General features: G+C 30.1%; 24 protein-coding genes. 8 read left to right on the forward strand and 16 right to left on the reverse strand.

Translation table 11 applies throughout. From position 1 onward, the window contains the following. Nucleotides 1-17 precede the first annotated feature (17 nt). The 5 genes from ACSIGE_RS12030 (at nucleotide 18) to ACSIGE_RS12050 (ending at nucleotide 3,722) form a co-directional block, all read left to right on the forward strand. On the forward strand, nucleotides 18-533 hold the full coding sequence (locus ACSIGE_RS12030; RefSeq protein WP_440880115.1) for a hypothetical protein: 516 nt from the start codon (nucleotides 18-20) through the stop codon (nucleotides 531-533). Nucleotides 534-993: 460 nt separating this feature from the next. Next, nucleotides 994-1,380 (forward strand): hypothetical protein, encoded by a 387-nt coding sequence (locus ACSIGE_RS12035; protein WP_440880116.1) that lies wholly within the window; start codon nucleotides 994-996, stop codon nucleotides 1,378-1,380. A 381-nt stretch (nucleotides 1,381-1,761) separates the two neighbouring features. Further along, nucleotides 1,762-2,193, forward strand: coding sequence for a VOC family protein (locus tag ACSIGE_RS12040; RefSeq protein ID WP_440880117.1), 432 nt, complete (start codon nucleotides 1,762-1,764; stop codon nucleotides 2,191-2,193). Beyond that, nucleotides 2,190-2,768 carry a cysteine hydrolase family protein gene (locus ACSIGE_RS12045; RefSeq protein ID WP_440880118.1) on the forward strand — a complete coding sequence of 193 codons (579 nt, stop codon included), beginning with the start codon at nucleotides 2,190-2,192 and terminating at the stop codon, nucleotides 2,766-2,768. Before ACSIGE_RS12040 ends, ACSIGE_RS12045 begins: the two co-directional genes overlap by 4 nt. Before the next feature lie 6 nt (nucleotides 2,769-2,774). After that, nucleotides 2,775-3,722: a 2-hydroxyacid dehydrogenase gene (locus tag ACSIGE_RS12050; RefSeq protein ID WP_440880119.1), complete on the forward strand. Its 948-nt coding sequence runs from the start codon at nucleotides 2,775-2,777 to the stop codon at nucleotides 3,720-3,722. Nucleotides 3,723-3,724: 2 nt separating this feature from the next. Here ACSIGE_RS12050 and ACSIGE_RS12055 read toward each other — a convergent pair whose 3' ends face one another. From ACSIGE_RS12055 to ACSIGE_RS12130, 16 genes are all read right to left on the reverse strand, one after another. Further along, nucleotides 3,725-4,156, reverse strand: a complete 432-nt coding sequence (locus ACSIGE_RS12055) for an Lrp/AsnC family transcriptional regulator (RefSeq protein WP_440880120.1) — start codon at nucleotides 4,154-4,156, stop codon at nucleotides 3,725-3,727. Nucleotides 4,157-4,478: 322 nt separating this feature from the next. Then, the gene (locus ACSIGE_RS12060; RefSeq protein WP_440880121.1) at nucleotides 4,479-5,234 is read right to left on the reverse strand and encodes an SDR family NAD(P)-dependent oxidoreductase; all 756 of its coding nucleotides are present in this window, start codon (nucleotides 5,232-5,234) and stop codon (nucleotides 4,479-4,481) included. Nucleotides 5,235-5,237: 3 nt separating this feature from the next. Further along, a complete protein-coding gene (locus ACSIGE_RS12065) occupies nucleotides 5,238-6,311 on the reverse strand; it encodes a flavin monoamine oxidase family protein (protein ID WP_440880122.1) in 1,074 nt (357 codons plus the stop codon). Nucleotides 6,312-6,333: 22 nt separating this feature from the next. Further along, the gene (locus ACSIGE_RS12070) at nucleotides 6,334-7,134 is read right to left on the reverse strand and encodes an MBL fold metallo-hydrolase (RefSeq protein ID WP_440880123.1); all 801 of its coding nucleotides are present in this window, start codon (nucleotides 7,132-7,134) and stop codon (nucleotides 6,334-6,336) included. A 121-nt stretch (nucleotides 7,135-7,255) separates the two neighbouring features. Then, nucleotides 7,256-8,221, reverse strand: coding sequence for an MBL fold metallo-hydrolase (locus tag ACSIGE_RS12075; protein WP_440880124.1), 966 nt, complete (start codon nucleotides 8,219-8,221; stop codon nucleotides 7,256-7,258). 85 nt (nucleotides 8,222-8,306) lie between these two features. Then, nucleotides 8,307-9,311, reverse strand: a complete 1,005-nt coding sequence (locus ACSIGE_RS12080; RefSeq protein WP_440880125.1) for an MBL fold metallo-hydrolase — start codon at nucleotides 9,309-9,311, stop codon at nucleotides 8,307-8,309. A gap of 85 nt (nucleotides 9,312-9,396) precedes the next feature. Continuing rightward, a complete protein-coding gene (locus ACSIGE_RS12085; protein ID WP_440880126.1) occupies nucleotides 9,397-10,176 on the reverse strand; it encodes a type 1 glutamine amidotransferase domain-containing protein in 780 nt (259 codons plus the stop codon). Nucleotides 10,177-10,509: 333 nt separating this feature from the next. Further along, nucleotides 10,510-11,289: a type 1 glutamine amidotransferase domain-containing protein gene (locus ACSIGE_RS12090; protein ID WP_440880127.1), complete on the reverse strand. Its 780-nt coding sequence runs from the start codon at nucleotides 11,287-11,289 to the stop codon at nucleotides 10,510-10,512. A gap of 258 nt (nucleotides 11,290-11,547) precedes the next feature. Then, a complete protein-coding gene (locus ACSIGE_RS12095) occupies nucleotides 11,548-12,087 on the reverse strand; it encodes an OsmC family protein (protein ID WP_440880128.1) in 540 nt (179 codons plus the stop codon). 13 nt (nucleotides 12,088-12,100) lie between these two features. Beyond that, nucleotides 12,101-12,880: a type 1 glutamine amidotransferase domain-containing protein gene (locus ACSIGE_RS12100; RefSeq protein WP_440880129.1), complete on the reverse strand. Its 780-nt coding sequence runs from the start codon at nucleotides 12,878-12,880 to the stop codon at nucleotides 12,101-12,103. Between the two features lie 414 nt (nucleotides 12,881-13,294). Then, the gene (locus ACSIGE_RS12105) at nucleotides 13,295-13,489 is read right to left on the reverse strand and encodes a helix-turn-helix domain-containing protein (protein WP_440880130.1); all 195 of its coding nucleotides are present in this window, start codon (nucleotides 13,487-13,489) and stop codon (nucleotides 13,295-13,297) included. Between the two features lie 162 nt (nucleotides 13,490-13,651). Next, nucleotides 13,652-14,353 carry a type 1 glutamine amidotransferase domain-containing protein gene (locus ACSIGE_RS12110; RefSeq protein WP_440880131.1) on the reverse strand — a complete coding sequence of 234 codons (702 nt, stop codon included), beginning with the start codon at nucleotides 14,351-14,353 and terminating at the stop codon, nucleotides 13,652-13,654. Nucleotides 14,354-14,947: 594 nt separating this feature from the next. Next, entirely contained in the window at nucleotides 14,948-15,607 is a 660-nt protein-coding gene (locus ACSIGE_RS12115) for a methyltransferase domain-containing protein (RefSeq protein WP_440880132.1), read from the reverse strand. A 288-nt stretch (nucleotides 15,608-15,895) separates the two neighbouring features. After that, nucleotides 15,896-16,396: a helix-turn-helix domain-containing protein gene (locus ACSIGE_RS12120; protein WP_440880133.1), complete on the reverse strand. Its 501-nt coding sequence runs from the start codon at nucleotides 16,394-16,396 to the stop codon at nucleotides 15,896-15,898. A 1,038-nt stretch (nucleotides 16,397-17,434) separates the two neighbouring features. Continuing rightward, nucleotides 17,435-18,397 carry an endo alpha-1,4 polygalactosaminidase gene (locus tag ACSIGE_RS12125; RefSeq protein WP_440880134.1) on the reverse strand — a complete coding sequence of 321 codons (963 nt, stop codon included), beginning with the start codon at nucleotides 18,395-18,397 and terminating at the stop codon, nucleotides 17,435-17,437. 74 nt (nucleotides 18,398-18,471) lie between these two features. Further along, nucleotides 18,472-19,323, reverse strand: a complete 852-nt coding sequence (locus ACSIGE_RS12130) for an endo alpha-1,4 polygalactosaminidase (RefSeq protein ID WP_440880135.1) — start codon at nucleotides 19,321-19,323, stop codon at nucleotides 18,472-18,474. Nucleotides 19,324-19,926: 603 nt separating this feature from the next. On the opposite strand from ACSIGE_RS12130, the gene tig reads away from it, so the two are divergent. From tig to clpX, 3 genes are all read left to right on the forward strand, one after another. After that, complete coding sequence (gene tig / locus ACSIGE_RS12135) at nucleotides 19,927-21,261, forward strand: trigger factor (RefSeq protein WP_440880136.1); 1,335 nt, start codon at nucleotides 19,927-19,929, stop codon at nucleotides 21,259-21,261. 123 nt (nucleotides 21,262-21,384) lie between these two features. Next, complete coding sequence (clpP, locus tag ACSIGE_RS12140) at nucleotides 21,385-22,044, forward strand: ATP-dependent Clp endopeptidase proteolytic subunit ClpP (RefSeq protein WP_440880137.1); 660 nt, start codon at nucleotides 21,385-21,387, stop codon at nucleotides 22,042-22,044. Between the two features lie 43 nt (nucleotides 22,045-22,087). Then, nucleotides 22,088-23,326, forward strand: coding sequence for an ATP-dependent Clp protease ATP-binding subunit ClpX (clpX, locus tag ACSIGE_RS12145; RefSeq protein WP_440880138.1), 1,239 nt, complete (start codon nucleotides 22,088-22,090; stop codon nucleotides 23,324-23,326). Nucleotides 23,327-23,359: the final 33 nt, after the last annotated feature.

A 23,359-nucleotide genomic window follows, 5' to 3' on the forward strand; every position in this document is an offset into this window, starting at 1 on the left:
AACCAAAATTTATAAAAATGAGTACAAGGAAAATAATACTGCTGATTGTCTTTATTTTATCTTTTTATTTAGAAGCTGTTTCACAATGTAGGATTTATCAAAAAACAGGTGTTTATTACACAGGTAATCCTGAAGGAGGGAAAGAACTAGGTTTTATCGCTAAAGATAGAGTTTATAAGAAGACTAGTGATTATCATAGAGGAAATCCTGAAGGTGCAGAAGAGTTAGGATTCATAAAAAATGAAAGGGTTTATCAGAAGACAAGTGACTATCACAGAGGAAATCCTGAAGGTGCAAAAGAGTTGGGGTTCATAAAAAATAAAAGGGTTTATCAGAAGACAAGTGACTATCACAGAGGAAATCCTGAAGGCGCAAAAGAGTTAGGTTTCTATTCCAATAATCACGTTTATCAAAAAACAAGTGATTATCATAGAGGGAACCCCGAAGGCGCAAAAGAAATAGGAGTTCTAGGTCAAGCAGGAAGTGATGGAGCAAAAGGAGCAGCAGCTCAATTATTGTTATTTGCTGATTAATTTTTCTACTACATAGAATAAAGATCGTTTTTATAAACGATCTTTATTAAAATTAGAAAAAAGTTAGTTTTGTAGAAAACGAGGCAGAAATTAATATTTTCCACCCCGATTTATTTCCACCCCCTAAAATGCAAATAATTATATTTTAAAGTTTATTTATTGAGTAAGATTACATGTAAAATTAAATTTGTTTTTCTTTTAAGCGGTTCATAAAGATGATTTTACTTATTGGTTTGTTTATCAGTTGTTTATTTTGTTTATACATGTTGTAATATATCTAATCAAGACAAAAGTTTCTAATTAGACAATTATCATATGCCAAAACTGTCGATTATTTTAAAGAACGACGGTACTTTTAATTTATATTTGTGCTAGATTGAGTAATTGTTTATACAAATATACAAACAAAATTATATAAAACAAACATATTTCTAAATTTTAAAGAAAAAAGTTATTTTAAATGATTGATTTTACTGATGATACTTATAAGAGAGTTCTGAAAATAATTCAGATAAACAATATGAACATAAGATCCTTTGAAGAAAGGATTAGTGTTTCAAATAACTCGATAGGTACCGCTATTCGAAGAAAAGCATCATTTAAAAGTAATGTACTAAACAAAATTCTAATTTCGTTTCCTGAAATAAATCCTACTTGGCTTCTTACAGGTAAAGGAACAATTTTTTTGGAAAAAAACTTGGATAATTTTGTTAATGAACCTTCCATAAGTTATGAGAATCCAGAATTAAATCTCCTTATCAAAGAAAAAATTGTAGAAACTATCCTACAAAATAAAGAAATAGCTGATTTTCTTGTGAAGAAAATTAATCAAATTTTAAAAAATTAAATATTTTATTTGAATTTTCTATCGTGTTTTTGGTATAAAAATCTTACAGTTATTCATTTGAATAAACACTTTTAGATACAATAATCTTTATTTAGAATCTATATTTATTTTACCTGTAATCGATTTGAACTTTAAATAACTATATAATAATCATTTTGTTTTTAAAATAGTGATATTTTGAGTTTTAAGGTATTTGTAATTAGTTTATTTGGACAGATAAAAAATCCACACAAGATCCTTTTTGCCATAGACTTTAAAAATTAAAGATTAATGTGTTGAAAAGAATTTTTTATAAAGGAAAAATAAAGTTTCTATTTATTTTTGAAATAAAGATGGCTTTCAATATAGATAGATTTGTATTAATTAAAAATCGAACATATTATGAAAGAAATCTTACCATTTCATTTAGCCATTCCTGTACAAGATATAGAGAAATCTAAAAACTTTTACAAAGAGGTTCTGGAATGCTCTGAAGGAAGGAGCTCTAGTACTTGGGTAGATTTGAATTTTTTTGGACACCAATTGGTTCTTCACAAAAAAGAGAATCTTGATAAAAAGGAAGAGAATACGACTAATTTAGTAGATAGTAAAAATGTTCCTATTCCGCATTTCGGAGTAGTTTTAACTATATCCATTTGGAAGAAACTTGCAGAAAACCTTAAAAATAAAGAAGTGAAGTTTATCATTGATCCTTACATACGTTTTGAAGGAGAGGCAGGAGAGCAGGCAACGATGTTTTTTTTAGATCCGTCAGGAAATGCTATTGAGTTTAAAGCTTTTCAAGATATAGCAAACCAATTATTTGCAAGATGATAGATAATTTTGAAAAACATTCCGCTATCGTATGTATAGATTTTCAAAAAGAATATCTATATACTACTTCCGAGAAATTTCCCAATAGTATTGATGCTCAATTCCCACAACTATCTAATAATGTTAAAAATTTACTCTCTAGAGCAAGAGATAGAAATATGTTTATCATTCATGCGAATGAGAAAGATGATAAAGAAAAAAGCAAATGGATGCCTTGGTGGTATACGTTACACCCATTAGGTTTTGGTGATGGACATGGTGATATAGCTCCTTTTGCGAAACCCTTGCCAAATGAAGTACTACTTACTAAGCATACTTTTGATTTATTTGCCAGTGTGGGGGATGAATTTGATATTTATGCCCAAAAACATCAAATAAATCGATTGTATTTCTGCGGAGTACTCACGAAGGCTTGTGTTATGTTTTCTGCAAACTCTGCATTTTTAAGAGGTTATGAAGTATATGTTTTAGAGGATTGTTGTGGAGATCGATCTGTTACAGAACATAAAGCAGTATTAGATCTGTATGATCAGTATCATATAAAAGTAATTAATTCGAATAATTTATTTCTTTAACAATAAATGAAGAGTATTTTAATTTCGCTTTTTAATAAAGACGAGAGTATTTGGGTAACGTATTTAGAAAAGTACTTGCCTGGTTATAAAGTGTACAGAGCAGAGATAGATGCGTATGATCCCGAAATGATTGATTACGCTGTCGTTTGGAAGCCAAAAGAACATTTTTTTGAAGATTTAAGGAATTTAAAAGTTGTATTTAATACTGGGGCAGGTGTTGATAACCTGATGAAGTTTAGTCAGCTATCTGAAGTGCCGATAATAAGAATTGTCCCTGAAGGTTTAAAAGATTCTATGCTGCAGTATATACTTTTTAATGTATTGTACTACCATCGGAATATGTATGTATTAGAGGAAGCACAAAAACAACGAAATTGGATTGCTTTACAAGAACCAAAAGCAGAAGACCTAAATATAGGAATATTAGGATTAGGATTTATTGGTAGTGAAATAGCTAGTTTTTTAGGGACTATGAAATATAATGTTTTAGGTTGGAGTAGAACTAAAAAAGCGATTAAAGGAATAGCTACTTTTTCAGGGAAAACAGGGCTTAAAAATATGGTTAAAAAGAGTGATATCTTGATTTCACTTTTACCATTAACACAAGAAACAAAAGGATTAGTTAATAGAGATTTACTAGAAGACTTACCCAAAAATAATTTCTTTAAAGGAGCATTTTTTATTTCATGTGGTCGAGGAGGAGTACAAAAAGATAATGATATACTTTGGGCATTAAATAATGGTGTTTTAAAAGGAGCAACTTTAGATGTTTTTCAAAATGAGCCTTTGCCTAAAAAATCCCCTTTGTGGAGCCATCAAAAAATAAGAATTACACCGCATTTAGCGGCTCTAAATAACCCTGAAGATTCTTGTGGATTGATAATGAGGCAGATAATGAAGGTTGAGAAAGGTGAGAAGTTGAATAATATTGTTGACTTTAGAAAAGGGTATTAATATTATTTTAAGTAGTTGTCTTCTATTGAAATTTCTGATAAAATAATATGAGACTTAGTATCCCCGTATTTCATTAATTTATCAATTATTTCTTGTAAATGAAGCCTGTCCTTAAGAACTAAAAAAAGCATGACGTTTTGCTCACCAGTAATTCGATATGCTTTTTTTACTTCAGGAAAAGTTTTAATAATACTCAAGAAACTTTTTAATTTTCCGTGAAATAAATTAACTGTCATGAAAGTTTCAATATCATAGCCCAATAGTTTATAATCTAGTTTGATATCATAAGATTTTATAATACCATGGTCTTCCATCTTTATAATTCGTTCCTTTAGTGCAGGCGGGGATAGATAAACCTTTTTAGCCACCTCTGAATAACTCATTCTGGCATTTTCTTGGAGTATATTTAAAATTTTTTTATCTATTTGATCCATTATTTCTATTACTAAAAATTAGTACTTAAATGTAAGCTAAAATAACAAATCAATTACAAGTAATATAGGTGTCTAATATTATATTATGCTTAATATTTTTTTGTATGGTAAGAAGTAATAGTCAATATGTAAATTATTAATTGTAGTACTAATTTGCTTTTAATTACGTGGTGAATAAAAGCCTAATAGAACATTTACTATGTTACAAAAATTTATTACTCAAACTGAAATTGAGTATTTTTTACTTATTTGAATAAGAAATATTCCATTAGGTTTGAAAATTTAAGCAGAAGTTATCTCTACTCTAGGTGAATGTTTTTATTTAAGCAATTGAAAGTCCTCCATCAACATCTAAAATAGTACCTGTAATATATCTAGCATCCGTACTCGCCAAAAAAAGGATGGCACTAGATATTTCATCCACATCAGCTCGTTTTTGTAAAGGAATGTTGGGAGTTTGACTTTTTAAGATGTTTATAACTTTTTCTTCAGGATTGGCAACTGACATAAAACCAGTTTTAACACTTCCAGGACTTATCGCATTCACGCGTATATTAAATTCACTAAATTCTTTTGCAAAAATTTTAGTAAAACTCTCAATGGCTGCTTTAGAGGCAGTCAAAACAGAAGTTAATGGTAAACTTTGCTTTGTTAAAAAAGAACTTGTTAGTACAATATTTCCTCCTTTTTTAATGAGACTTTTAAGTGCTGATAAACTGAAAAAGGTTCCTTTAACATTAGTGTTCATTACTAGGTCATAGTCTTTTTCACTAATCTCATCAATTTCCCCAAACTTTCCAATACCTGCTGTAATAATTAAGATATCTATTGCTGTATGATTGTTTTCGAGTTTTTTTTTCAATTCATATATACTCTCTTTTTTAGTGATATCAACTTTAACGTAGCTAATGTTGTGTTCATTTTGAATAGCTATATTTTTTTGCGCAGATATTAATTTATTTTTATTACTTCCAGTAATAATAACTGTTGCATTAAGTTTTATAAATTGCTTAGCCGTTTCAAGTCCAATACCACTGGACCCCCCGATAATTAAAACTGTTTTGTTGTTAAAATCCATGAGTTATGATTTACTAATTATTTCTTTGGTAGCACGATAAGCTGATTTTACAGCACCTTCCATGTAACCTGGGTTTACTGTTGAAGTTTCTGCTCCTGCGAAGAATAATTTTTGTCCCATTTCTGGACTTATTATTTCTCTATCCCCATTATGTTGATGTGCATATAAGCCTTCATTTATATTAGTTAATTCTTTATTCATACTCTCAATAGCCCAAATGGTATCTTTATAAGAGACATAATTTTTCGCTTCGTTTCCAATTATCCTACTTAAATCTTTAATAACTTGGTTTTTTCTCTCTTCTTCACTCGAGTTTAATTGGGAAGGAGATAAATTCAAAAAACCAACTAATCCGTAAAGATTACCTTTATTGTTTACATGGTCTTGGAACTCTCTTACAATCCCAATATTACTAATACCATAACCAGCCAGACCTTTTGCTCTCCAGAAAGGTTCTTTATATTCTATGGAGAACTTTACTGAATCAGCCATCCATGTATGTGTTTTTAACCTGATTTGTTTTGAATTTTCTGATAAATTTGGTGAAAAATTTATTGTTGATGCTAATAGTCTAGGAGGTATCGTTATCACAACATTTTTGGCTTTAAATATCCTTTTATCGCTGGTAATTATTTCAATATGATCATCATTATCTTGAATAGTAGTTACCTTACTGTTTAATTCAATATTTTGAGTCCCTATCAATTTTTCAAGAGACTTGATAATTTCATATGTTCCACCAGCTACTTTATGATATTCTTGTCCTCCCATCATTTGATGCACATCAAATACTTGAGTTTTATCCATAAAGTTCATTTCATAAAATCCCTTACCAGTTATATATTGAGGATAAAGTTCAATATTTAAGCTCTGTATTAATTGTTTTAAAAAAGGATCATTGAAAACCCAAGTAGCACCCATTTCTAAACCAAATCCAGATGCACTTTTTACGGTTTTTATGCGTCCCCCAAGTTGGGTGTTTGCTTCTAAAATTTGTACTTTTAGATTTTGATCTTTTAGAAGATGCGCAGTTGTCAAACCAGCAAGTCCACCTCCTATAACTATTACATCTTTCATAATTTTAAACTAAAATTGTTTTCTATAATTTAAGAGTTATTGTCTCTCCCAAGCCTGCATAAATGTACCTATTGTTAAAAGTTTTCTCAAAAAACGTCATAGCTCTCTCTCCACTACAATGACTAGGAGCAGCATATTTAACATGATACGTTTTATCTAGTTTAGTAATTAATTGATTTAGTTCACTATCTTCTTTTTGAAGTAAATGAAATCCTCCCGTAATAAGGTTTGTTTTAGGATTAATTTTTTGAGATTCTTTTATAATATTTTCGAGACCTGTATGCCCACAACCTATAATTATATTTTGTCCAGAAGGAGAATCTATTGCAAGAGATATTTCTGATAACTCGAGAGTTCCCTTAAAATCTGATACTAGGAAAATAAGATGAAAACCAGGGATTATCTCAGTATTTTTTGTAATTAATTTGATGTTAGCTTTAGACCAAGCTTTACCAAAATGCATTATTTCTTCAGGATGTCCATTATAGTATTGTCTGTGTTTTGGAGCATTGGGATCTTTTTTATAAAAACTACTAGGTAAACTAGCTCCATAAATACCAAAATTTTCTGTTGGAGCATAAATTTTAATAGCAGGGTTCTCTTTTAATAAAAAATCCATGCCTCCCATGTGATCGCTATGCCTATGAGACAGTACAGCAAAATCAATATCTTTTATATTTATGTTTAATTTTCTAATATTTGTTTCAAGTACTTCAGCATTGTTGCCAAGATCAAATAAGATTTTTTTTCCTTTATATTCTATGATACTTGAATATCCCCAATCCATAACCAAATGATCATGCTTGGTAAAAGAATCATTCAAATTTGTGATTTTTAAAGTCTCTGTTTGTTTGTTTGTTTGTGATTTACAACTAATGTTGAAAGTCAAAAAAATCAATAATATCGTGTTTGTTAAAATATGTTTCATAGTTATACTTTTTATTTTAGAGATGTTGTTTTGTTCCTACTGCTAAAGGGTCTACGATTTTTTCACCAAATTCGTTTATGAAACGATTAATAGCTCTCCATCCAGTACAATGTCCAGGAATTATAACTTTAAAATTGAATTGTTTTAATTCTTCAATGGTTTCATCAATCAAGTTTTCGTTGGGGTATACTAAATGTAATCCACCTACAAGAGCGTAAAGAGGTTGGTCTTTGAAAACTTCTGCGGCATGTTTACATACGTTTACAATTCCAGCATGAGAACACCCTGTGAATATAGCTATTCCTTTATCTTTGATATTAACAGCTAGGAAACGTTCATCTTCAATATCTGGGTCAGGTGTCCAATTTCCCTCATCATCTTTTTTGTAATGATTAGATAAGCCATTTTCAAAACTGTTTCTCGGTATTTCTCCGCTGACATAGAAATAATCATCTACGATAGTTTCTTCTTTTGAAGATGTTTTTACATCGGCTCCTTTTTTAGTTAAAAAATCAACAGAAGGAACATCTGTATAAGGTAGCATATTACCATCTGGTAATTTAGCTGCTCTTTTAACAAAGGCGCCTGGGTGCACATATAAAGGAACAGGATTATCTTTCTTATCGGCTTTAATCAATTCTAGAGCTTTTGGTAAAGCTTCAGCATGATCAAAATGGCCATGAGATAAAACAATAGCATCTGTATTTTCTAATGATACTCCCATATGGTTTGAATTACGTGCTAGACCAGATGGATCTGGACCTGCGTCAAATAACACAGATTTAGTTCCATTTTCAGTTTCGGCTTCTAAGAACAACGATAATCCGTGATGCGCAGAGCATAATAAAGGTCCACTTCCTATTTCTAATCCGCTATCCATTAATACCTTTAGTTCGCTGTCTACATGATCTGGCCGCGAAGAAAACATATCAGTTGTATTGTCTATTAAAACACTTACAGTTAGGTTTTTAATTGATTTCATTGGTTGAGAATTGATGTTTGTTGTTTTTTAGTATTAAATTATCTGATAATAACAGAGAATACACTCTTTTATTATCAGATATTTTTTATTTCCATTCGAAAGGAGTAGACTTCCAGTCGTATCCGTTTCCGTTTTTTAATATTCTCCCAAATCCAGGAAAATTGGTATGTGAACCCGCTACTAATAAATTATCAGTGGCTACTTTATCCAAAATCATTTTACGAGAACTTCTTACTGCATCTGGATTTACATCAACCTTAGAAGTCCATTCAGGATGTGGTAAATGTACCCATGGATGAACAAATGTATCGGCTAAATATACAAATCCATCACCCTCTATTGCAAAATGACCTGGAGTATGACCAGGAGCTTCCAGCATAGCAAGTCCGGGAGCTAGTTCTTGCCCCCCTTTTTTTACTGTGAATTGATTTTTCATGTTGTTTATTACAGTTTTAGCAGAGTTGATGAAGAAATCTTTCGTTCCTTGATCTACATTGATGTTAGATAGGTCGATTGTGTTATCATTCCAAAAATTATATTCTTTTTCAGACAAGATAATTTCTGCATTTGGAAAAATAGCTTTTCCTTCTTTATCAAATAAATACCCAAAGTGGTCAAAATGTAAATGTGTTAATATTACTCTATTGACATCTTTTTCTTTAAACCCTGCTTTGTGGAAATTTCTTAAAAAATTTCCAACAGTATCGTAAATACCTTCACTCGTTCCTACATCAATTAGAGTAATATCATCATTTTCTTTGATAACCATTGCATTTACTTGAACAGCTGTTGTATCAGAAGAAAAACCATTTGATGTTGTCAGCTGATTTAAGGATGTTTCATCTGCTTCTTGAGCAAAAAAAGAATTAGGAAAATATAAGGAACCATCGCTGATTACTGTTATTTCCTTATTTCCAATTTTTTTTCTGTAGAATCCATCTCCCTGTCCGTATTGTAAAGTAGGAGTAATCAAATCTTCATTATCATCATCACTACATGAAATTAATGCTGTTGGAGCTGCTATTGCTGCGCTTGCTATTATAGAGGTTCTTTTTAAAAATGATCTTCTTTGGATATTCTGTTTTTTCATAATTTGAAGTATAAGAATTTAATCGATTTTTAAATAGAAGAGCTTTATTAAAAGTCTTTCTATTTTCACAATCTTGATATTTATTTTATTTTTTTAATCTTTTAGCAAGAGCTTTAGCCAAAGGAGATGCAGAAGCTGGGCTCTGCCCGGTCATAAGTGCTCCATCAATTACTACATTAGGTTCCCAGTTAGCTTTACTTTTATAGTTAGCTCCTCTTCTTTTTAATTCTTGCTCAAGAGAGAATAACAGATGTCTGTCTAATTCAATTTCAGCATCTTCAGCATCTTTAAAACCTGTTAAGTTTAGTCCCTCTACTAAGTACTTACCATTTGATAATTTCACATCTCTTAAAATAGCTGGAGCATGACATACCATTGCTATGGGTCTTCCTGTTTCATAAAAGTCTTTTATTAATTTGATCACAAATTGATCAGAAGCTAAATCCCAAAGAAGCCCGTATCCTCCAGGGAAGAAAGCAGCATCAAAAGTATTGTAATCAATATTTCTTAGTTTTCTAGTTCTTTTAGCGGCAAACATTGCTACAGGATCATTCAAGAATTTTTTAGTATACTCTGTAGTGAAAGGGACTTTCATACTCAGTAAGTCAATAGGAGCTTCACCTCCATCAGGAGAAGCAAATACAACTTCATATCCAGCTTCTGTAAGAATATAATAAGGAGCAGCCAATTCAGTGAACCATGTTCCAGTTTGTTTTCCACTTAACCCCATATCGTCAAAAGAAGACATAACAAGGAGTACTCTTTTTTGCTTGTTACCTGTGTTTACTTTTAAAGTTGTTTGTGCGAATGTATTTGTCACTAAAAGCGTGAATACAAATACGAGGATTGATTTTATATTTTTCATTTTTTCTAATTATTACTGGTACAAATTTACAGGTGAATACCTTGTTAAAATGGTAATTTAAGTGCTATGAATGGTAAGATTATTTTTGTATTATTTAATGAGTTTGTGTTATAGAACTGTTCTTGTTTTGTAAATAGTTTTTTAATCTTTTTATCGTTTGTTTGTTCAATGTCAGTAATATAATTAAGTAAATAGAAAAGGAAAGCTTGGTGATCATTTAGTGTTAGATTTAAAATCATATGAGCTTAAATAGCTTTCTTTATATTTCTTAAAAAGAGAAAAGCTTTTAATAAAGCTTTTCTCTTTTTACAATTTTAATATTTGTTTTTCATTTTATTTTTTCAATCTTTTAGCAAGAGCTTTAGCCAAGGGAGGTGCAGAAGCTGGGCTTTGTCCGGTCATAAGCGCTCCATCAACTACTACATTAGGCTCCCAGTTAGCTTTACTTTTATAGTTAGCTCCTCTTCTTTTTAATTCTTGTTCAAGAGAGAATAACAGATGTCTGTCTAATTCAATTTCAGCATCTTCAGCATCTTTAAAACCTGTTAAGTTTAGCCCCTCTACTAAGTACTTGCCATTTGATAATTTCACATCTCTTAAAATAGCTGGAGCATGACATACCATTGCTATGGGTCTTCCTGTTTCATAAAAGTCTTTTATTAATTTGATCACAAATTGATCAGAAGCTAAATCCCAAAGAAGCCCGTATCCTCCAGGGAAGAAAGCAGCATCAAAAGTATTGTAATCAATATTTCTTAGCTTTCTAGTTCTTTTAGCGGCAAACATTGCTACAGGATCATTCAAGAATTTTTTAGTATATTCTGTAGTAAAAGGGACTTTCATACTCAGTAAGTCAATAGGAGCTTCTCCTCCATCAGGAGAAGCAAATACAACTTCATATCCAGCTTCTGTAAGAATATAATAAGGAGCAGCCAATTCAGTGAACCATGTTCCAGTTTGTTTTCCACTTAACCCCATATCGTCAAAAGAAGACATAACAAGGAGTACTCTTTTTTGCTTGTTACCTGTGTTTACTTTTAAAGTTGTTTGTGCGAATGTATTTGTCACTAAAAGCGTGAAAACAAATACGAGGATTGATTTTATATTTTTCATTTTTTCTAATTATTACTGGTACAAATTTACAGGTGAACACCTTGTTAAAATGGTAATTTAAGTGCTATGAATGGTAAAAGGGCAACTTAAAGTAATGTGCTTATAAATTATAAAAGTTATTCAGGTTTAATTTTAAAAAGAATCAATGTTTTTTTCTTGAAAAAGGAAAATATTATAAAGAAATGAAGGGAAAACTAAAAAGTTTTCCCTTGATGTTGAAGTATAACTACTTCATATTGAAATCAATTAATCTATTTTTTAAATTATATCCAGTTTAGCTGTCATTTTAACTTTGTTTGTTATTGAATAATAATTAGGAGAAAGTTTAATGACTTGATCAGCGATCTCTTTTAATTCTTCAGAACTTCCATCACCTTTTACAGTAAATAGGTATTCAGCTGAGTCAAATCCAGCAGGTATTTTTTCATCAATACCAAGAAAACCACGTAAATCAAGTTCTGTTTTAATATCAAGAGTAAGATTATCTATTTTTATACCTTTAGATGATGCTATTGCGATAAATGTTATCGTCATACAAGATGATAACCCAGCAAGAAAATAGTCTAAAGGAGCTGGTGCAGAGTGTTTTCCTAGAAGTTCCTCTGGTTCGTCAACAAAAAAGGAGAAATCATGTTTAACAGTAGAAGAACCCAATTTAAAATCCTTTGTTTGAATTTTTATTTCTGTACCAGATTGCCATATTGCTTGGATACTACTTTTTAAAATTCCATTATTATAGTCCTTTTCTACTGTATTTTTAAAATTTTGTAAAGCCTCTGTGTTAATGTTATTAATCATGATATTTTTTATTTTATTTTTTTAATCTTTTAGCAAGAGCTTTAGCCAAAGGAGATGCAGAAGCTGGGCTCTGTCCGGTCATAAGTGCTCCATCAATTACTACATTAGGTTCCCAGTTAGCTTTACTTTTATAGTTAGCTCCTCTTCTTTTTAATTCTTGCTCAAGAGAGAATAACAGATGTCTGTCTAATTCAATTTCAGCATCTTCAGCATCTTTAAAACCTGTTAAGTTTAGCCCCTCTACTAAGTACTTACCATTTGATAATTTCACATCTCTTAAAATAGCTGGAGCATGACACACCATTGCTATGGGTCTTCCTGTTTCATAAAAGTCTTTTATTAATTTGATCACAAATTGATCAGAAGCTAAATCCCAAAGAAGCCCGTATCCTCCAGGGAAGAAAGCAGCATCAAAAGTATTGTAATCAATATTTCTTAGTTTTCTAGTTCTTTTAGCGGCAAACATTGCTACAGGATCATTCAAGAATTTTTTAGTATACTCTGTAGTAAAAGGGACTTTCATACTCAGTAAGTCAATAGGAGCTTCACCTCCATCAGGAGAAGCAAATACAACTTCATATCCAGCTTCTGTAAGAATATAATAAGGAGCAGCCAATTCAGTGAACCATGTTCCAGTTTGTTTTCCACTTAACCCCATATCGTCAAAAGAAGACATAACAAGGAGTACTCTTTTTTGTTTGTTACCTGTGTTTACTTTTAAAGTTGTTTGTGCGAATGTATTTGTCACTAAAAGTGTGAATACAAATACGAAGATTGATTTTATATTTTTCATTTTTTCTGATTATTACTGGTGTAAAGTTACCTTTGATTATCTTGTTAAAATGGTAGTTTTTGAACAATAAATGGTAAGATTTGTTTTCTAGGTGAATATGGTTTTCAATGAGCATATTAATACCATTTATAACTTGAAAATGCCGGGCTAAAACATTCTTTTTTCTCTTTCTACTTCAAAAAAAACGAGCTATTGTTATGTTTTAATTTTATACAAATAAAGATAATATCCTCTTTTCCTTTTATGGTGATTTGAAATGGTGTTATTCTTTAATTATAGGGCATAGGATTATTCGATGTTAATTAAAATAAGAAGAGAACGATCTTATAAAATATCGTTCTCTTTCCATAACAGACTTACTTATATATTGGTAATAGAGGTGTTTATTTAATTTTTCCTATTTATTTAATAATTTTATAAATCAAGAATTTTTTTGAGCTTAGTATATATATCATTAGGAATAGGATCTATCCCTTTTTCATAACTTATAACCTGTTGTTTACTTATACTTAAGCGTAGAGCAATATCGTAAATAGTAAGCTTTTTTAATCTTCGTTGTTCTTTTAGAAAATTGTTTTTATTAGTGTTAATGTGATTTTTATTTTCCATTTTCTTTTAGTTTTTGAAGAATAATATTTTTGTAAATGAAAGACTACCTTCAACAGTAAATTTAAAACTTACAATCATGTTAGTTTTGTTGAGGTAGTCTTTTAAGTTTAGATGAAAAATAATATTCATCTAATATTTATCCGGCAAATAATGTAGTTTTAATTAAGCCTTTAAAACATCCGAAAGAGCTTCTGCTAATGGTGCTGCTGAAGCAGGACTTTGACCAGTCATAAGTGCTCCATCAATCACTACATTAGGTTCCCAGTTAGCTTTACTTTTATAATTAGCACCTCTTCTTTTTAATTCATCTTCTAATGAAAACAATAAATGGTGTAATAATTCTATTTCTTCATCTTCACTATTTTTAAATCCAGTAAGGTTTACACCTTCTACAAGATATTTTCCGTTAGATAATTTCACATCTCTTAATATAGCTGCAGCATGACATACCATAGCTACTGGACGATCTGACTCATAGAAATCTTTGATAAGCTTAATTACGTGTTGATCAGAAGCTAAATCCCAAATTAAACCGTATCCTCCTGGGAAAAATACAGAATCAAATGTATTATAGTCTATATTTCTTAATTTCATTGTGTTTTTTGCAGCAAATACAGCAGCATCATCTTTTACAAATCTTTCGGTGTACTCAGATGTAAATGGAGCTTTCATACTTAATAAATCAATAGGAGCCTCACCACCATCAGGAGAAGCAAAAACTACTTCATGACCTGCTTCAGTTAAAATATAATAAGGAGCAGCTAATTCATGAAACCATGTCCCTGTTAATTTACCGCTTAACCCCATTTCGTCATAAGATGACATTACTAATAGTACTCTTTTTTGTTTGTTTCCAGTATTCATAATATTTGTTTTAAATTATTTTATTGTTTAAATTATGTTTCAAAATTACTTTGATATTGTTTCTTAAAATGGTAAAAAAAGGCTTTTAAATGGTAAGTTTTATCAAAGTTTAAAAATGATTTTAGCTGAAAGTGAATCCTTTTTAGATTAAAATTATGTTTAGGCTATGCTATTTAATCTAAAACTATCTTTAATAAAATAACTATTTGCTACAAGTCTTTTTTTTAATGTTTTAAGTTGTGATTTCTTTATATGTAATAGAACTTTTTTTGTGAGATATAAATTAGTTTGTTATTATTTTTGGTTGAATAATGCTAATTTTTAAGAACCTTTTGAGCTATCTCCTCTTAATTTTTTACTTAGGTAAAGTTATGTTGGATTTATTGTTTAAAATGGTAAATAAAGTCTTTTAAATGGTACTTTTTTTAGGAGGTATCTTAGATTTATTATAGTGCATACCTATTCAATAATTATCTTTTTTATTTCTTGATTAAGCCATTTTATTCCTTTTGCCAATTTTTATTTGTACAACTATTGATCCCATTATCATAAGTTTTATTTAACCCCATTCAATACATACCTTTATTATTAAACTTACTTTTTTTGGGCTACGATATGAAAAATATGCCAGTGTTTTGGGTTTCTTGTATTTAAAGGATCGTCATGTTCTTCCTCTCTTATGATTTCAATAGAGAAATCATTAAGTATTTTTAGTACTTCGTTATATGAGTGATGAGAACGTTTTGGTTTTAAGGCCCAAGTATCTCTATCGCCGAAGAATTGTCCTGTGAATCTTCCTCCTTTTCGAATTGATTTTTTAATTTTATTCCAAAATAAGTTGAAGTGTTTAGGTTCACAAAACGGTAATGCAAAACTTGCATTTATAAGATCACACGGAGGTAAGACCATTTCTTCAAAACTCACTTCCTTTGTCTGTAAATTAGCTTTTAAACCTTTAGGTACTCTCGACCATAAATATTTTGATGCTTCTGGGTGATTATCTGTCGCTAAAACTTTCCAGCCTCTTTTTAGTAGTTCAATAGAATCTCTGCCTTCGCCGGCTGCTAAATCAATTGCAAAACCATCAGTAATTCCTTCTTTTTTAAATAGGTCTAAGCCTTGTAAGAGTGTTTCACGCGCCCCTTTTCCAACCACAGATTTATAGTATCCTGACCAATCCTCAATCTCTGAGTAGTCTTGAGCCCGCATTGGAGCCAAGTTACCTGCAACTGATTTCATTTGTTTTAATTTCATAATCTTTATTACGTTTTAATTCTGCAAATGGGACTATCCACAATGCTTTACCTCAAAAACAAAAGTATTATTGCTATTTAAGTAAAAATGGTAATAAAGGAGTTTTTCATGGTAAGTTAGAAAACAACCATTTAATTAAAGTACGGTATGTTTTGGATCTTGAAAAATAAAGATTATCAGTTGAATAAGTTCTTATATGAAAGTTTTTAATTTTTTATAGAAGGTAGTTCGTTTTATTTGCAAAACAGTTTTTATAATTGTTTTGGGAACCCCGTTTTATTGTAATTTTTATAGAATACTTGCTCTAAATTCTTTTGGAGATATTCCAACTGATTTTTTAAAATATTTAGTAAAATAAGTGGCCTGATCAAAACCTAAATCATAAGCAATCTCCTGTATTGAAAGTCTTCTATTAGCTAAATTACGTTTAGCTTCAAGTATTTTAATATCTTGTATAACCTTCGCAGGAGTCGCATTTAAGTGCTCTTTGGTAACTTTAGCCAGCCTCTTTTTATTACTATTTAATAGTTCATAGTAGGTTTCTAATGATAAAAATTCATTCACGTTTTTATATACTTCATTTTTAAATTGATAGGCAAGTTGAAAATCTTCATTAGTTAAGGAATCGTTTTTTGTCAAAGAAACCTTAGTTCTTTCAATAGAAAACAATATACTTCTAAAAAGAGAAAATATTTGCTCTTTTAAATACTTGTCATTCATTTGTATTTCCTCTCTTATTAACGAGCAAACAGTTAAAAATCGCTTTTTTTCAAGGGAGTTTATAGTCATATGAGGAACATCAATTTCGTTGAAAATAGTTAAAGATATTCTTTCCAGTAGCTTATGATCAAATTGGTCAATAAAAAAACTATTAAAATGGATAAGCGTTCCCTCGTTTAACGAGTCAGGACAAAAATTATGAATTTGATTTTTAGAAATAAAGAAAAGGGAATCTTCTTTATGTTCAATAACCTCATAATCAACATAGTGTCTTCCTGGAGTTTCAAAGAGAATAAGCTGGTAAAAAGAATGCTTATGAGGAATTGATGCATGTGTTTTGTTTTTGTTGAAGTAGCTTCCTCCGTCATTTATTTCGAAATGAAGTTTAGTAAATCCTTCTCGATGTAGATGGTATTGTTTGATAACTTAAAGTTTTAATATTGAGGGGTGAAAATACTAAAAATTGATATAAATTTTTAATATAGAAACGAGTATTTTAAATGAGATATTATATTTCTTTAAAGCTTTTGTCTACTTTTCTTAGGGGTGATTTTTTTAATCTTTTAAATTTTTGAAAGGAGGTTCAAGTAAACCTTTTTTGCTATTGATATTGTTTATTTCTTACATTTTAGAGTAAAGCTTTTACATTGTAAATTTTAGCAATATTTAGCATTTATTTGAAAAAATATAGGTTTTTATTTTAACTAAAGTTTAAGTTTTACACTAATTCTTTTTAGTTAATTTTGCCTCGACTCAAAAGACGTTTTGAGTTTCTTTTTCATAGCAATTTTCCCGCTCATTTTTGAGCGGGTTTTTTATTAAGTAAAAAATTACTCAGAAGAGAAGGGTTCGGTAAAAGTTATTTTAAGATTGTTAGAACTTGGGAATTATATAAAAACATAGAATATCATTGATTCTTAATCTTTCCTACTACTATAAAAAATATTCCCTATTGATAGTCTTATAAGTTTTTTAACTATAAAATTCCCTCTCATGCTATGCTAATAGGTGGTAATTTTTCTGAGTTCAATAAAAAATAGCATCTTTTTTAGCACGAAAAGGAGTAGAATTTATTTTTTTGAAGTAAGGTCTACATATTTTAAAAAACTAAAATTCGTCTGAAAATAAGTAATTATAAGCCTTTACATTATCTAAGTATGCACCATCAAAGCCGGCATCTATAATTTTTTTAATGTATGAATTATCATTACCATATATTATTGACTGCCACTCTTTAGACCAATATTTTACGAATATTTCATTCTCATATCCTTTATATGGTTTAACTAACCAATGCGGGTTATTAATGCTCCAATTATTATTAAAGTAATATCGATATTTTTCTGCTGATCCAATATTCATGTAGGAAATAACAAGGCGTTTTCCTCCGTTCTGTTTCTTTTTAATTTTACGAAGGTCTTCTTTTGTTAATGGTTGTTCATGAAAAAAAAGATCAATGAGAATCACATCAAAATTGGTGGTTGCTATGTTGTCTAGTAATTCTTGTTTTGTATTGTATCTACTTGAGTTTATTAGATACAAATAATTTTGAGCATCTTTTAAAGTTAAAATATCATTTTTATTTTCCTTACTAATTCTACCTGGTATGTGCGTATAGTCATAATTAAAATTTAAACGAGGAAAACATAAAAAACCTTCATTTCTATTTTTATTAATAGCATCCCCAATCAAAGAGTTATCAGATAGATAGTCAGAAACAAGAACTCTTTTACGTTCTGAAAATTTTTGCAGCATGGTAAGTCTATCATATATAGGGAGTTCGTGTCCATCGTAGAAAAGCGCTTCTATGCCAAAACCATTTATTGCATTTGTAAACTCTAGGTTTAATTCACTAGAAGAGTTGTACTTCGTAAAAGCAAGTTCAATACCATTTTGAGGAATAACAATAAAGTTTGATTTATTTTTTTTTGCATATTGAGATATTTGAATAACAAATTCTTGCATGCTTTGCTTGGGGTTTTCAGGGAATTCTGTTTCGGTTTTCGAACAAGAAGAGAATAAAAATAAAACAAATACAGGTGTAATTAATAATTTTTTTAGAGTAGCCATGTCGGGGGATTAAAGAGGTTACGGCGTAAATTTACTCAATATTAAGATTACAATATTTGCGATTTTTGCATATTCTAATCAAATTCTAGAAAATAATAGCATTCTACATTATCTAGATAAGCTCCATCAAAGCCTGCTTCGACAATTTTCTGTACGTAGGAATCTTTGTCTTCAAAAATAATTTTCTGCCAAGATTTTTTCCAAAATTTAACCCAAAACTCATCTTCATAACCTTCATAGTTTTTTTTGAGCCATGAAGGAAAACCAATACGCCATTTAGGTTTCCAGTAATACCTGAATTTTTCTGCAGCTCCTATGTTAATATATGATATAACAAGTCGTTTACCTCCGTTTTTCTTTATTTTTAAACTTTCGATTTCTTGTTTGGTAAAAGATGTTTTATCGAAAAATAAATCAATTAAAAGAAGATCGTAATTTGTATTTTTTAATTTATTTAAAACAGCTTCTTTTGATTCAAAATTTGAATAATTGATTAAGTAAAGAAAATTACAAGTCTGAGATAAAAAATTAATATTAGTGTCATTTTCATTATTAATATTATCTGGCACTATTGAGTAATCATAGTTTTCTTTTTCTCTTGGGAAACTTGTAAATCCCTTTTTTTGGTTTTTTCGAATAGAGAGCTCTGCAGTTTTTTTGCTTTTAGTGTAGTCGCTGACAAGAATTTTTTTGGTTTCTTTTAATAAATTTAGAGCTGTTAACTTTTCTTCTGTATTTGAATCTTCATTGGAGTAAAATAAGCTCTCAATACCAATGCCGTCAATTGAGGATAAATATTCTTTATGCATCCCATTGGATACTTCGAGTTCATTAAAACACAATTCAAGCCCATTTTGAGGGATTATACTAAATTTCGGATTTAATTTTTTTGCAAATTTTGAAATATCTATTACAAAAGATCTCATTTTTTCGGCGGTTCGATCTATTTTTTTTGACGTAGTGTAGTCGTTTTTATTTTCCAAATTATAATTAGTATAACTGAAGAAATAAAATAAAGGGAAAGCAAAAAAATATGTCAAAACGATTTTTTTCAAAGAAAAAGAGGTATAAGTTATAATGATCATTAATTTAATATCCAATATTAATTAAAAGATTTAGCCTTCACAAAAAAAATAAAAAATAATTTAAAGTAAAGAGGCTTGCGATAACTATATTTTGAGATGAGTATGTTTTTTTCTTATGAACAAAATCATTTAATAGTAAACTGTAAAATTGAAAAATGGATTGTCATCAGCCTAATTTTTATTTGAAGGCGGCAGATATTTGGGGATAATTTGTTCTTGGTTTAACATTCTAATTTTAATATTTTAATGTTAATTTTAAGATTGTTTTCATCAATAATAGTATAATTCCATAAAATTAAAGATTAACAAGAACCTTAGATTCAGGATTTAAGACTTAAAAGATTTGAAATTAAAAAAACAATGTTTCTTAAATGTCTAAAAGTCTTGGTTCTCAATAAGAAAAGTGGTAATTTTGCCCCCGATTTTAAAGAAACAGAGTTTAAGATGAACATAACAAAAGAAAATGTAGATGCACTAAATGCAATTGTAAAAGTTGATATTGTTGCAGACGATTATAAAGATAAAGTAACAAAAGTTTTGAAAGATTACCGTAAAACTGCAAACATACCAGGCTTCAGAAAAGGGCATGTACCTATGGGGATGGTCAGAAAACAGTACGGTAAAGCGGTTATGATTGATGAGGTGAATAAACTTTTGCAAGAATCATTGAATAAATTCTTAGTTGAAGAAAAGTTAGACATCTTAGGAAATCCTTTACCTAAGGTAGATGAAGGTTTTTCTTGGGATGCAGAGCAGTTTTCTTTCGAATTTGAGTTAGGTTTGGCACCAGAATTTGAACTAGATTTAAAATCAAATAAGGTGAAGTCATATAATATTGTGGCAACAGAAGAACTTATAGAAAAAGAGTTAGAAAACATACAAACTCGTTATGGAAAATTAATCTCTCAAGAAAAAGTAGAAGAAACTTCTAATGTTACAGGATTATTTGTTAACGAAGAAAAAGAAATTAATAAAAAATCAACATTTTCTGTAAGTGATTTAAAAGGAAAGAAAAACAAAGAAAAGTTAGTTGAATCAAAAGTAGGTGAAGTTGTAGTTTTTGATACAAAGAAACTATTTGAAGATGATCATAAATTGCAAAATTTGTTGGGAGTTTCTAAACAAGATTCTGAGGATTTGGATGTTAAAGTGAATTTTACTATTGAAGAAATTAATATAACAGAAAAAGCAGAATTTGATCAAGAATTATTCGAAAAATTATTTGCTGATGGTAGTGTAAAAACAGTAACTGAGCTAAAGGAAAAAATTAAAGAAGACGCTGAAAAGCAATTCCAACAACAGGCAGATCAACAATTACTCAATTCAGTAACAGAAACATTGGTTGAAAATACAAAATTTGATTTGCCAAAAGAGTTTTTACAAAAATGGCTCCAAACTGCCGGAGAGAAGCAGTTGACTGCTGAAGAAGCAACAACAGAATATGAAAAATCTGAAAAAGGACTTCGTTATCAGTTGATTGAGGGGAAAATCATGAAAGATCACGGCATAAAAGTAGACTATCCTGAATTAGTTGAGTATGCAAAAGGGTTTGTTAAAATGCAAATGGCTCAGTTTGGAAATGCAAATCCAGAAGAAAAAGAACTAGACGATATTGCAGGAAGAATTTTATCTAATCAAGAAGAGGCTCGTCGTTTACAGGAGCAATTGGTTTCTCAAAAATTAGTAGGCTTTTTTAAGGAAAATATGGAGTTTGATGCTAAAGAAGTTTCATACGAAGAATTTATCAAGGAAGTTTATAACGTCGATGCAAATAAATAGAAGAAGCTAGATTTATTAAAAAAACCTGAACATTTGTTCAGGTTTTTTTAGTCAAACACCTTCCACATTATGTTTGTGGAATACTTCTTATATTTACATTTTATAACCAAAAAACTTTTAACAATGGATTACGGAAAAGAGTTTGAAAAATATGCAACAAAACATCACGGAATTAGTAGCACTTATTTCGGAGAAATAACGAGTAGCCTTACGCCATATATTATGGAAGAACGCCAATTAAACATCACTCAAATGGATGTTTTTTCTCGTTTAATGATGGATAGAATTATTTTTTTAGGTACTGGGATCAACGATCAAGTCGCAAATATTATTCAAGCTCAATTATTATTTTTAGAAAGTGTTGACGCTACAAAAGATATTTCGATTTATATAAATTCTCCAGGAGGAGGTGTTTATGCTGGTTTAGGTATTTATGATACAATGCAATTTATAAAACCAGATGTTGCCACAATTTGTACAGGAATGGCTGCCTCAATGGGTGCAGTACTTATGTGTGCAGGAGAAAAAGGAAAACGATCTGCTTTACCTCATTCTCGTATCATGATTCACCAACCTTTGGGCGGAGCTCAAGGACAAGCTTCTGATATGGAAATTACTGTTAAAGAGATTGGTAAACTGAAAAAAGAATTATATAATATTATTTCACACCATTCTGGTCAGACATATGATAAAGTGTTTGAAGATTCTGATAGAGATTATTGGATGAAAGCTGAAGAGGCAAAAGAATATGGAATGGTAGATGAGATTTTAACAAGAAAATAAACTATTGAAACCAGTCAGATAGAGGCTGACTAAAATTGATAAAATGTCGAAAGAAGAAAACTTACAATGTTCCTTTTGTGGAAGAAAAAAGCCTGAAACCGATCTGTTGATCGCAGGTCTTGATGCTCATATTTGTGATAAATGTATTGAGCAAGCTTATGGAATTGTTCAAGAGGAAATTGCCGAAGCAAAAACTAATAATTTATCTTCCGATTTAACGCTAAAGAAGCCAAAAGAGATAAAAGCATTCTTAGATGAATACATAATTGGTCAAGACGAAACTAAAAAGGCAATGTCGGTAGCAGTATACAACCATTATAAACGGCTATTGCAAAAAGTGGATGATAATAATGGAGTTGAAATTGAAAAATCAAATATTGTATTAGTAGGTGAAACTGGAACAGGAAAAACATTAGTTGCAAGAACGATAGCAAAAATGTTAAATGTTCCTTTTTCTATAGTCGATGCAACAGTTTTAACTCAAGCAGGATATGTTGGTGAAGATGTTGAAAGTATTCTAAGTCGTCTTTTGCAGGCAGCAGATTACGATGTAGATAAAGCTGAGAAAGGAATTGTTTTTATTGATGAAATTGATAAAATAGCTCGGAAAGGAGATAATCCTTCGATAACTAGAGATGTTTCAGGAGAAGGGGTACAACAAGCTTTACTTAAATTATTAGAAGGTGCGGTTGTTAATGTTGCCCCTAAGGGAGGAAGAAAACATCCAGAGCAAAAGTTTATAGAAGTTAATACAAAAGATATTTTATTTATTGCAGGAGGTGCGTTTTCAGGAATTGATAGAATTATTAGCAAGCGTTTAAATATGCAAGCGGTAGGGTATAGTGCCTCTATTGATGAAGATAAAATAGATGAGAGTAATTTATTGCAATACATAATTCCTTCAGATTTGAAGAGTTTTGGTTTAATTCCAGAAATAATTGGAAGATTACCTGTGTTGAGCTATATGAATCCTTTGGATGTTAAAACGCTAAGAGCAATTTTAACAGAGCCCAAAAATTCAATTATTAAGCAGTATCGAAAACTTTTTTCGATGGATGGTATAGAATTTACCATAACAGAAGGAGCTTTGAATTTTATAGTTGAAAAAGCAATTGAATATAAGTTAGGAGCCCGTGGTTTACGTTCTCTTTGCGAAGCAATTTTAACGGAAGCGATGTTTGAGCTACCAAGTACGGATGAAAAAAAGTTTACTGTTGATAAAGAATATGCTGAAGCAAAAATTACTAAAAATGCATTAGCAAAATTAAAGGCGGCTTCATAAAGTTAGTTTAATATAAAAAATAAAAAGAGTCTT

It is taken from the genome of Tenacibaculum profundi (genome assembly GCF_052050075.1).
GTDB lineage: Bacteria > Bacteroidota > Bacteroidia > Flavobacteriales > Flavobacteriaceae > Polaribacter.

Coding starts and splice junctions, on each gene's coding strand:
- ACSIGE_RS12080 (WP_440880125.1), bottom strand. CDS start 9,311: ATGAAAAAACAGAATATCCAAAGAAGATCATTTTTAAAAAGAACCTCT.
- ACSIGE_RS12055 (WP_440880120.1), bottom strand. CDS start 4,156: ATGGATCAAATAGATAAAAAAATTTTAAATATACTCCAAGAAAATGCC.
- ACSIGE_RS12075 (WP_440880124.1), bottom strand. CDS start 8,221: ATGAAATCAATTAAAAACCTAACTGTAAGTGTTTTAATAGACAATACA.
- ACSIGE_RS12105 (WP_440880130.1), bottom strand. CDS start 13,489: ATGGAAAATAAAAATCACATTAACACTAATAAAAACAATTTTCTAAAA.
- ACSIGE_RS12065 (WP_440880122.1), bottom strand. CDS start 6,311: ATGAAAGATGTAATAGTTATAGGAGGTGGACTTGCTGGTTTGACAACT.
- ACSIGE_RS12090 (WP_440880127.1), bottom strand. CDS start 11,289: ATGAAAAATATAAAATCAATCCTCGTATTTGTTTTCACGCTTTTAGTG.
- ACSIGE_RS12040 (WP_440880117.1), top strand. CDS start 1,762: ATGAAAGAAATCTTACCATTTCATTTAGCCATTCCTGTACAAGATATA.
- ACSIGE_RS12060 (WP_440880121.1), bottom strand. CDS start 5,234: ATGGATTTTAACAACAAAACAGTTTTAATTATCGGGGGGTCCAGTGGT.
- ACSIGE_RS12100 (WP_440880129.1), bottom strand. CDS start 12,880: ATGAAAAATATAAAATCAATCTTCGTATTTGTATTCACACTTTTAGTG.
- ACSIGE_RS12130 (WP_440880135.1), bottom strand. CDS start 19,323: ATGAGATCTTTTGTAATAGATATTTCAAAATTTGCAAAAAAATTAAAT.
- ACSIGE_RS12125 (WP_440880134.1), bottom strand. CDS start 18,397: ATGGCTACTCTAAAAAAATTATTAATTACACCTGTATTTGTTTTATTT.
- tig (WP_440880136.1), top strand. CDS start 19,927: ATGAACATAACAAAAGAAAATGTAGATGCACTAAATGCAATTGTAAAA.
- ACSIGE_RS12110 (WP_440880131.1), bottom strand. CDS start 14,353: ATGAATACTGGAAACAAACAAAAAAGAGTACTATTAGTAATGTCATCT.
- ACSIGE_RS12050 (WP_440880119.1), top strand. CDS start 2,775: ATGAAGAGTATTTTAATTTCGCTTTTTAATAAAGACGAGAGTATTTGG.
- ACSIGE_RS12035 (WP_440880116.1), top strand. CDS start 994: ATGATTGATTTTACTGATGATACTTATAAGAGAGTTCTGAAAATAATT.
- ACSIGE_RS12085 (WP_440880126.1), bottom strand. CDS start 10,176: ATGAAAAATATAAAATCAATCCTCGTATTTGTATTCACGCTTTTAGTG.
- ACSIGE_RS12045 (WP_440880118.1), top strand. CDS start 2,190: ATGATAGATAATTTTGAAAAACATTCCGCTATCGTATGTATAGATTTT.
- ACSIGE_RS12095 (WP_440880128.1), bottom strand. CDS start 12,087: ATGATTAATAACATTAACACAGAGGCTTTACAAAATTTTAAAAATACA.
- ACSIGE_RS12120 (WP_440880133.1), bottom strand. CDS start 16,396: ATGACTATAAACTCCCTTGAAAAAAAGCGATTTTTAACTGTTTGCTCG.
- clpP (WP_440880137.1), top strand. CDS start 21,385: ATGGATTACGGAAAAGAGTTTGAAAAATATGCAACAAAACATCACGGA.
- ACSIGE_RS12115 (WP_440880132.1), bottom strand. CDS start 15,607: ATGAAATTAAAACAAATGAAATCAGTTGCAGGTAACTTGGCTCCAATG.
- clpX (WP_440880138.1), top strand. CDS start 22,088: ATGTCGAAAGAAGAAAACTTACAATGTTCCTTTTGTGGAAGAAAAAAG.
- ACSIGE_RS12030 (WP_440880115.1), top strand. CDS start 18: ATGAGTACAAGGAAAATAATACTGCTGATTGTCTTTATTTTATCTTTT.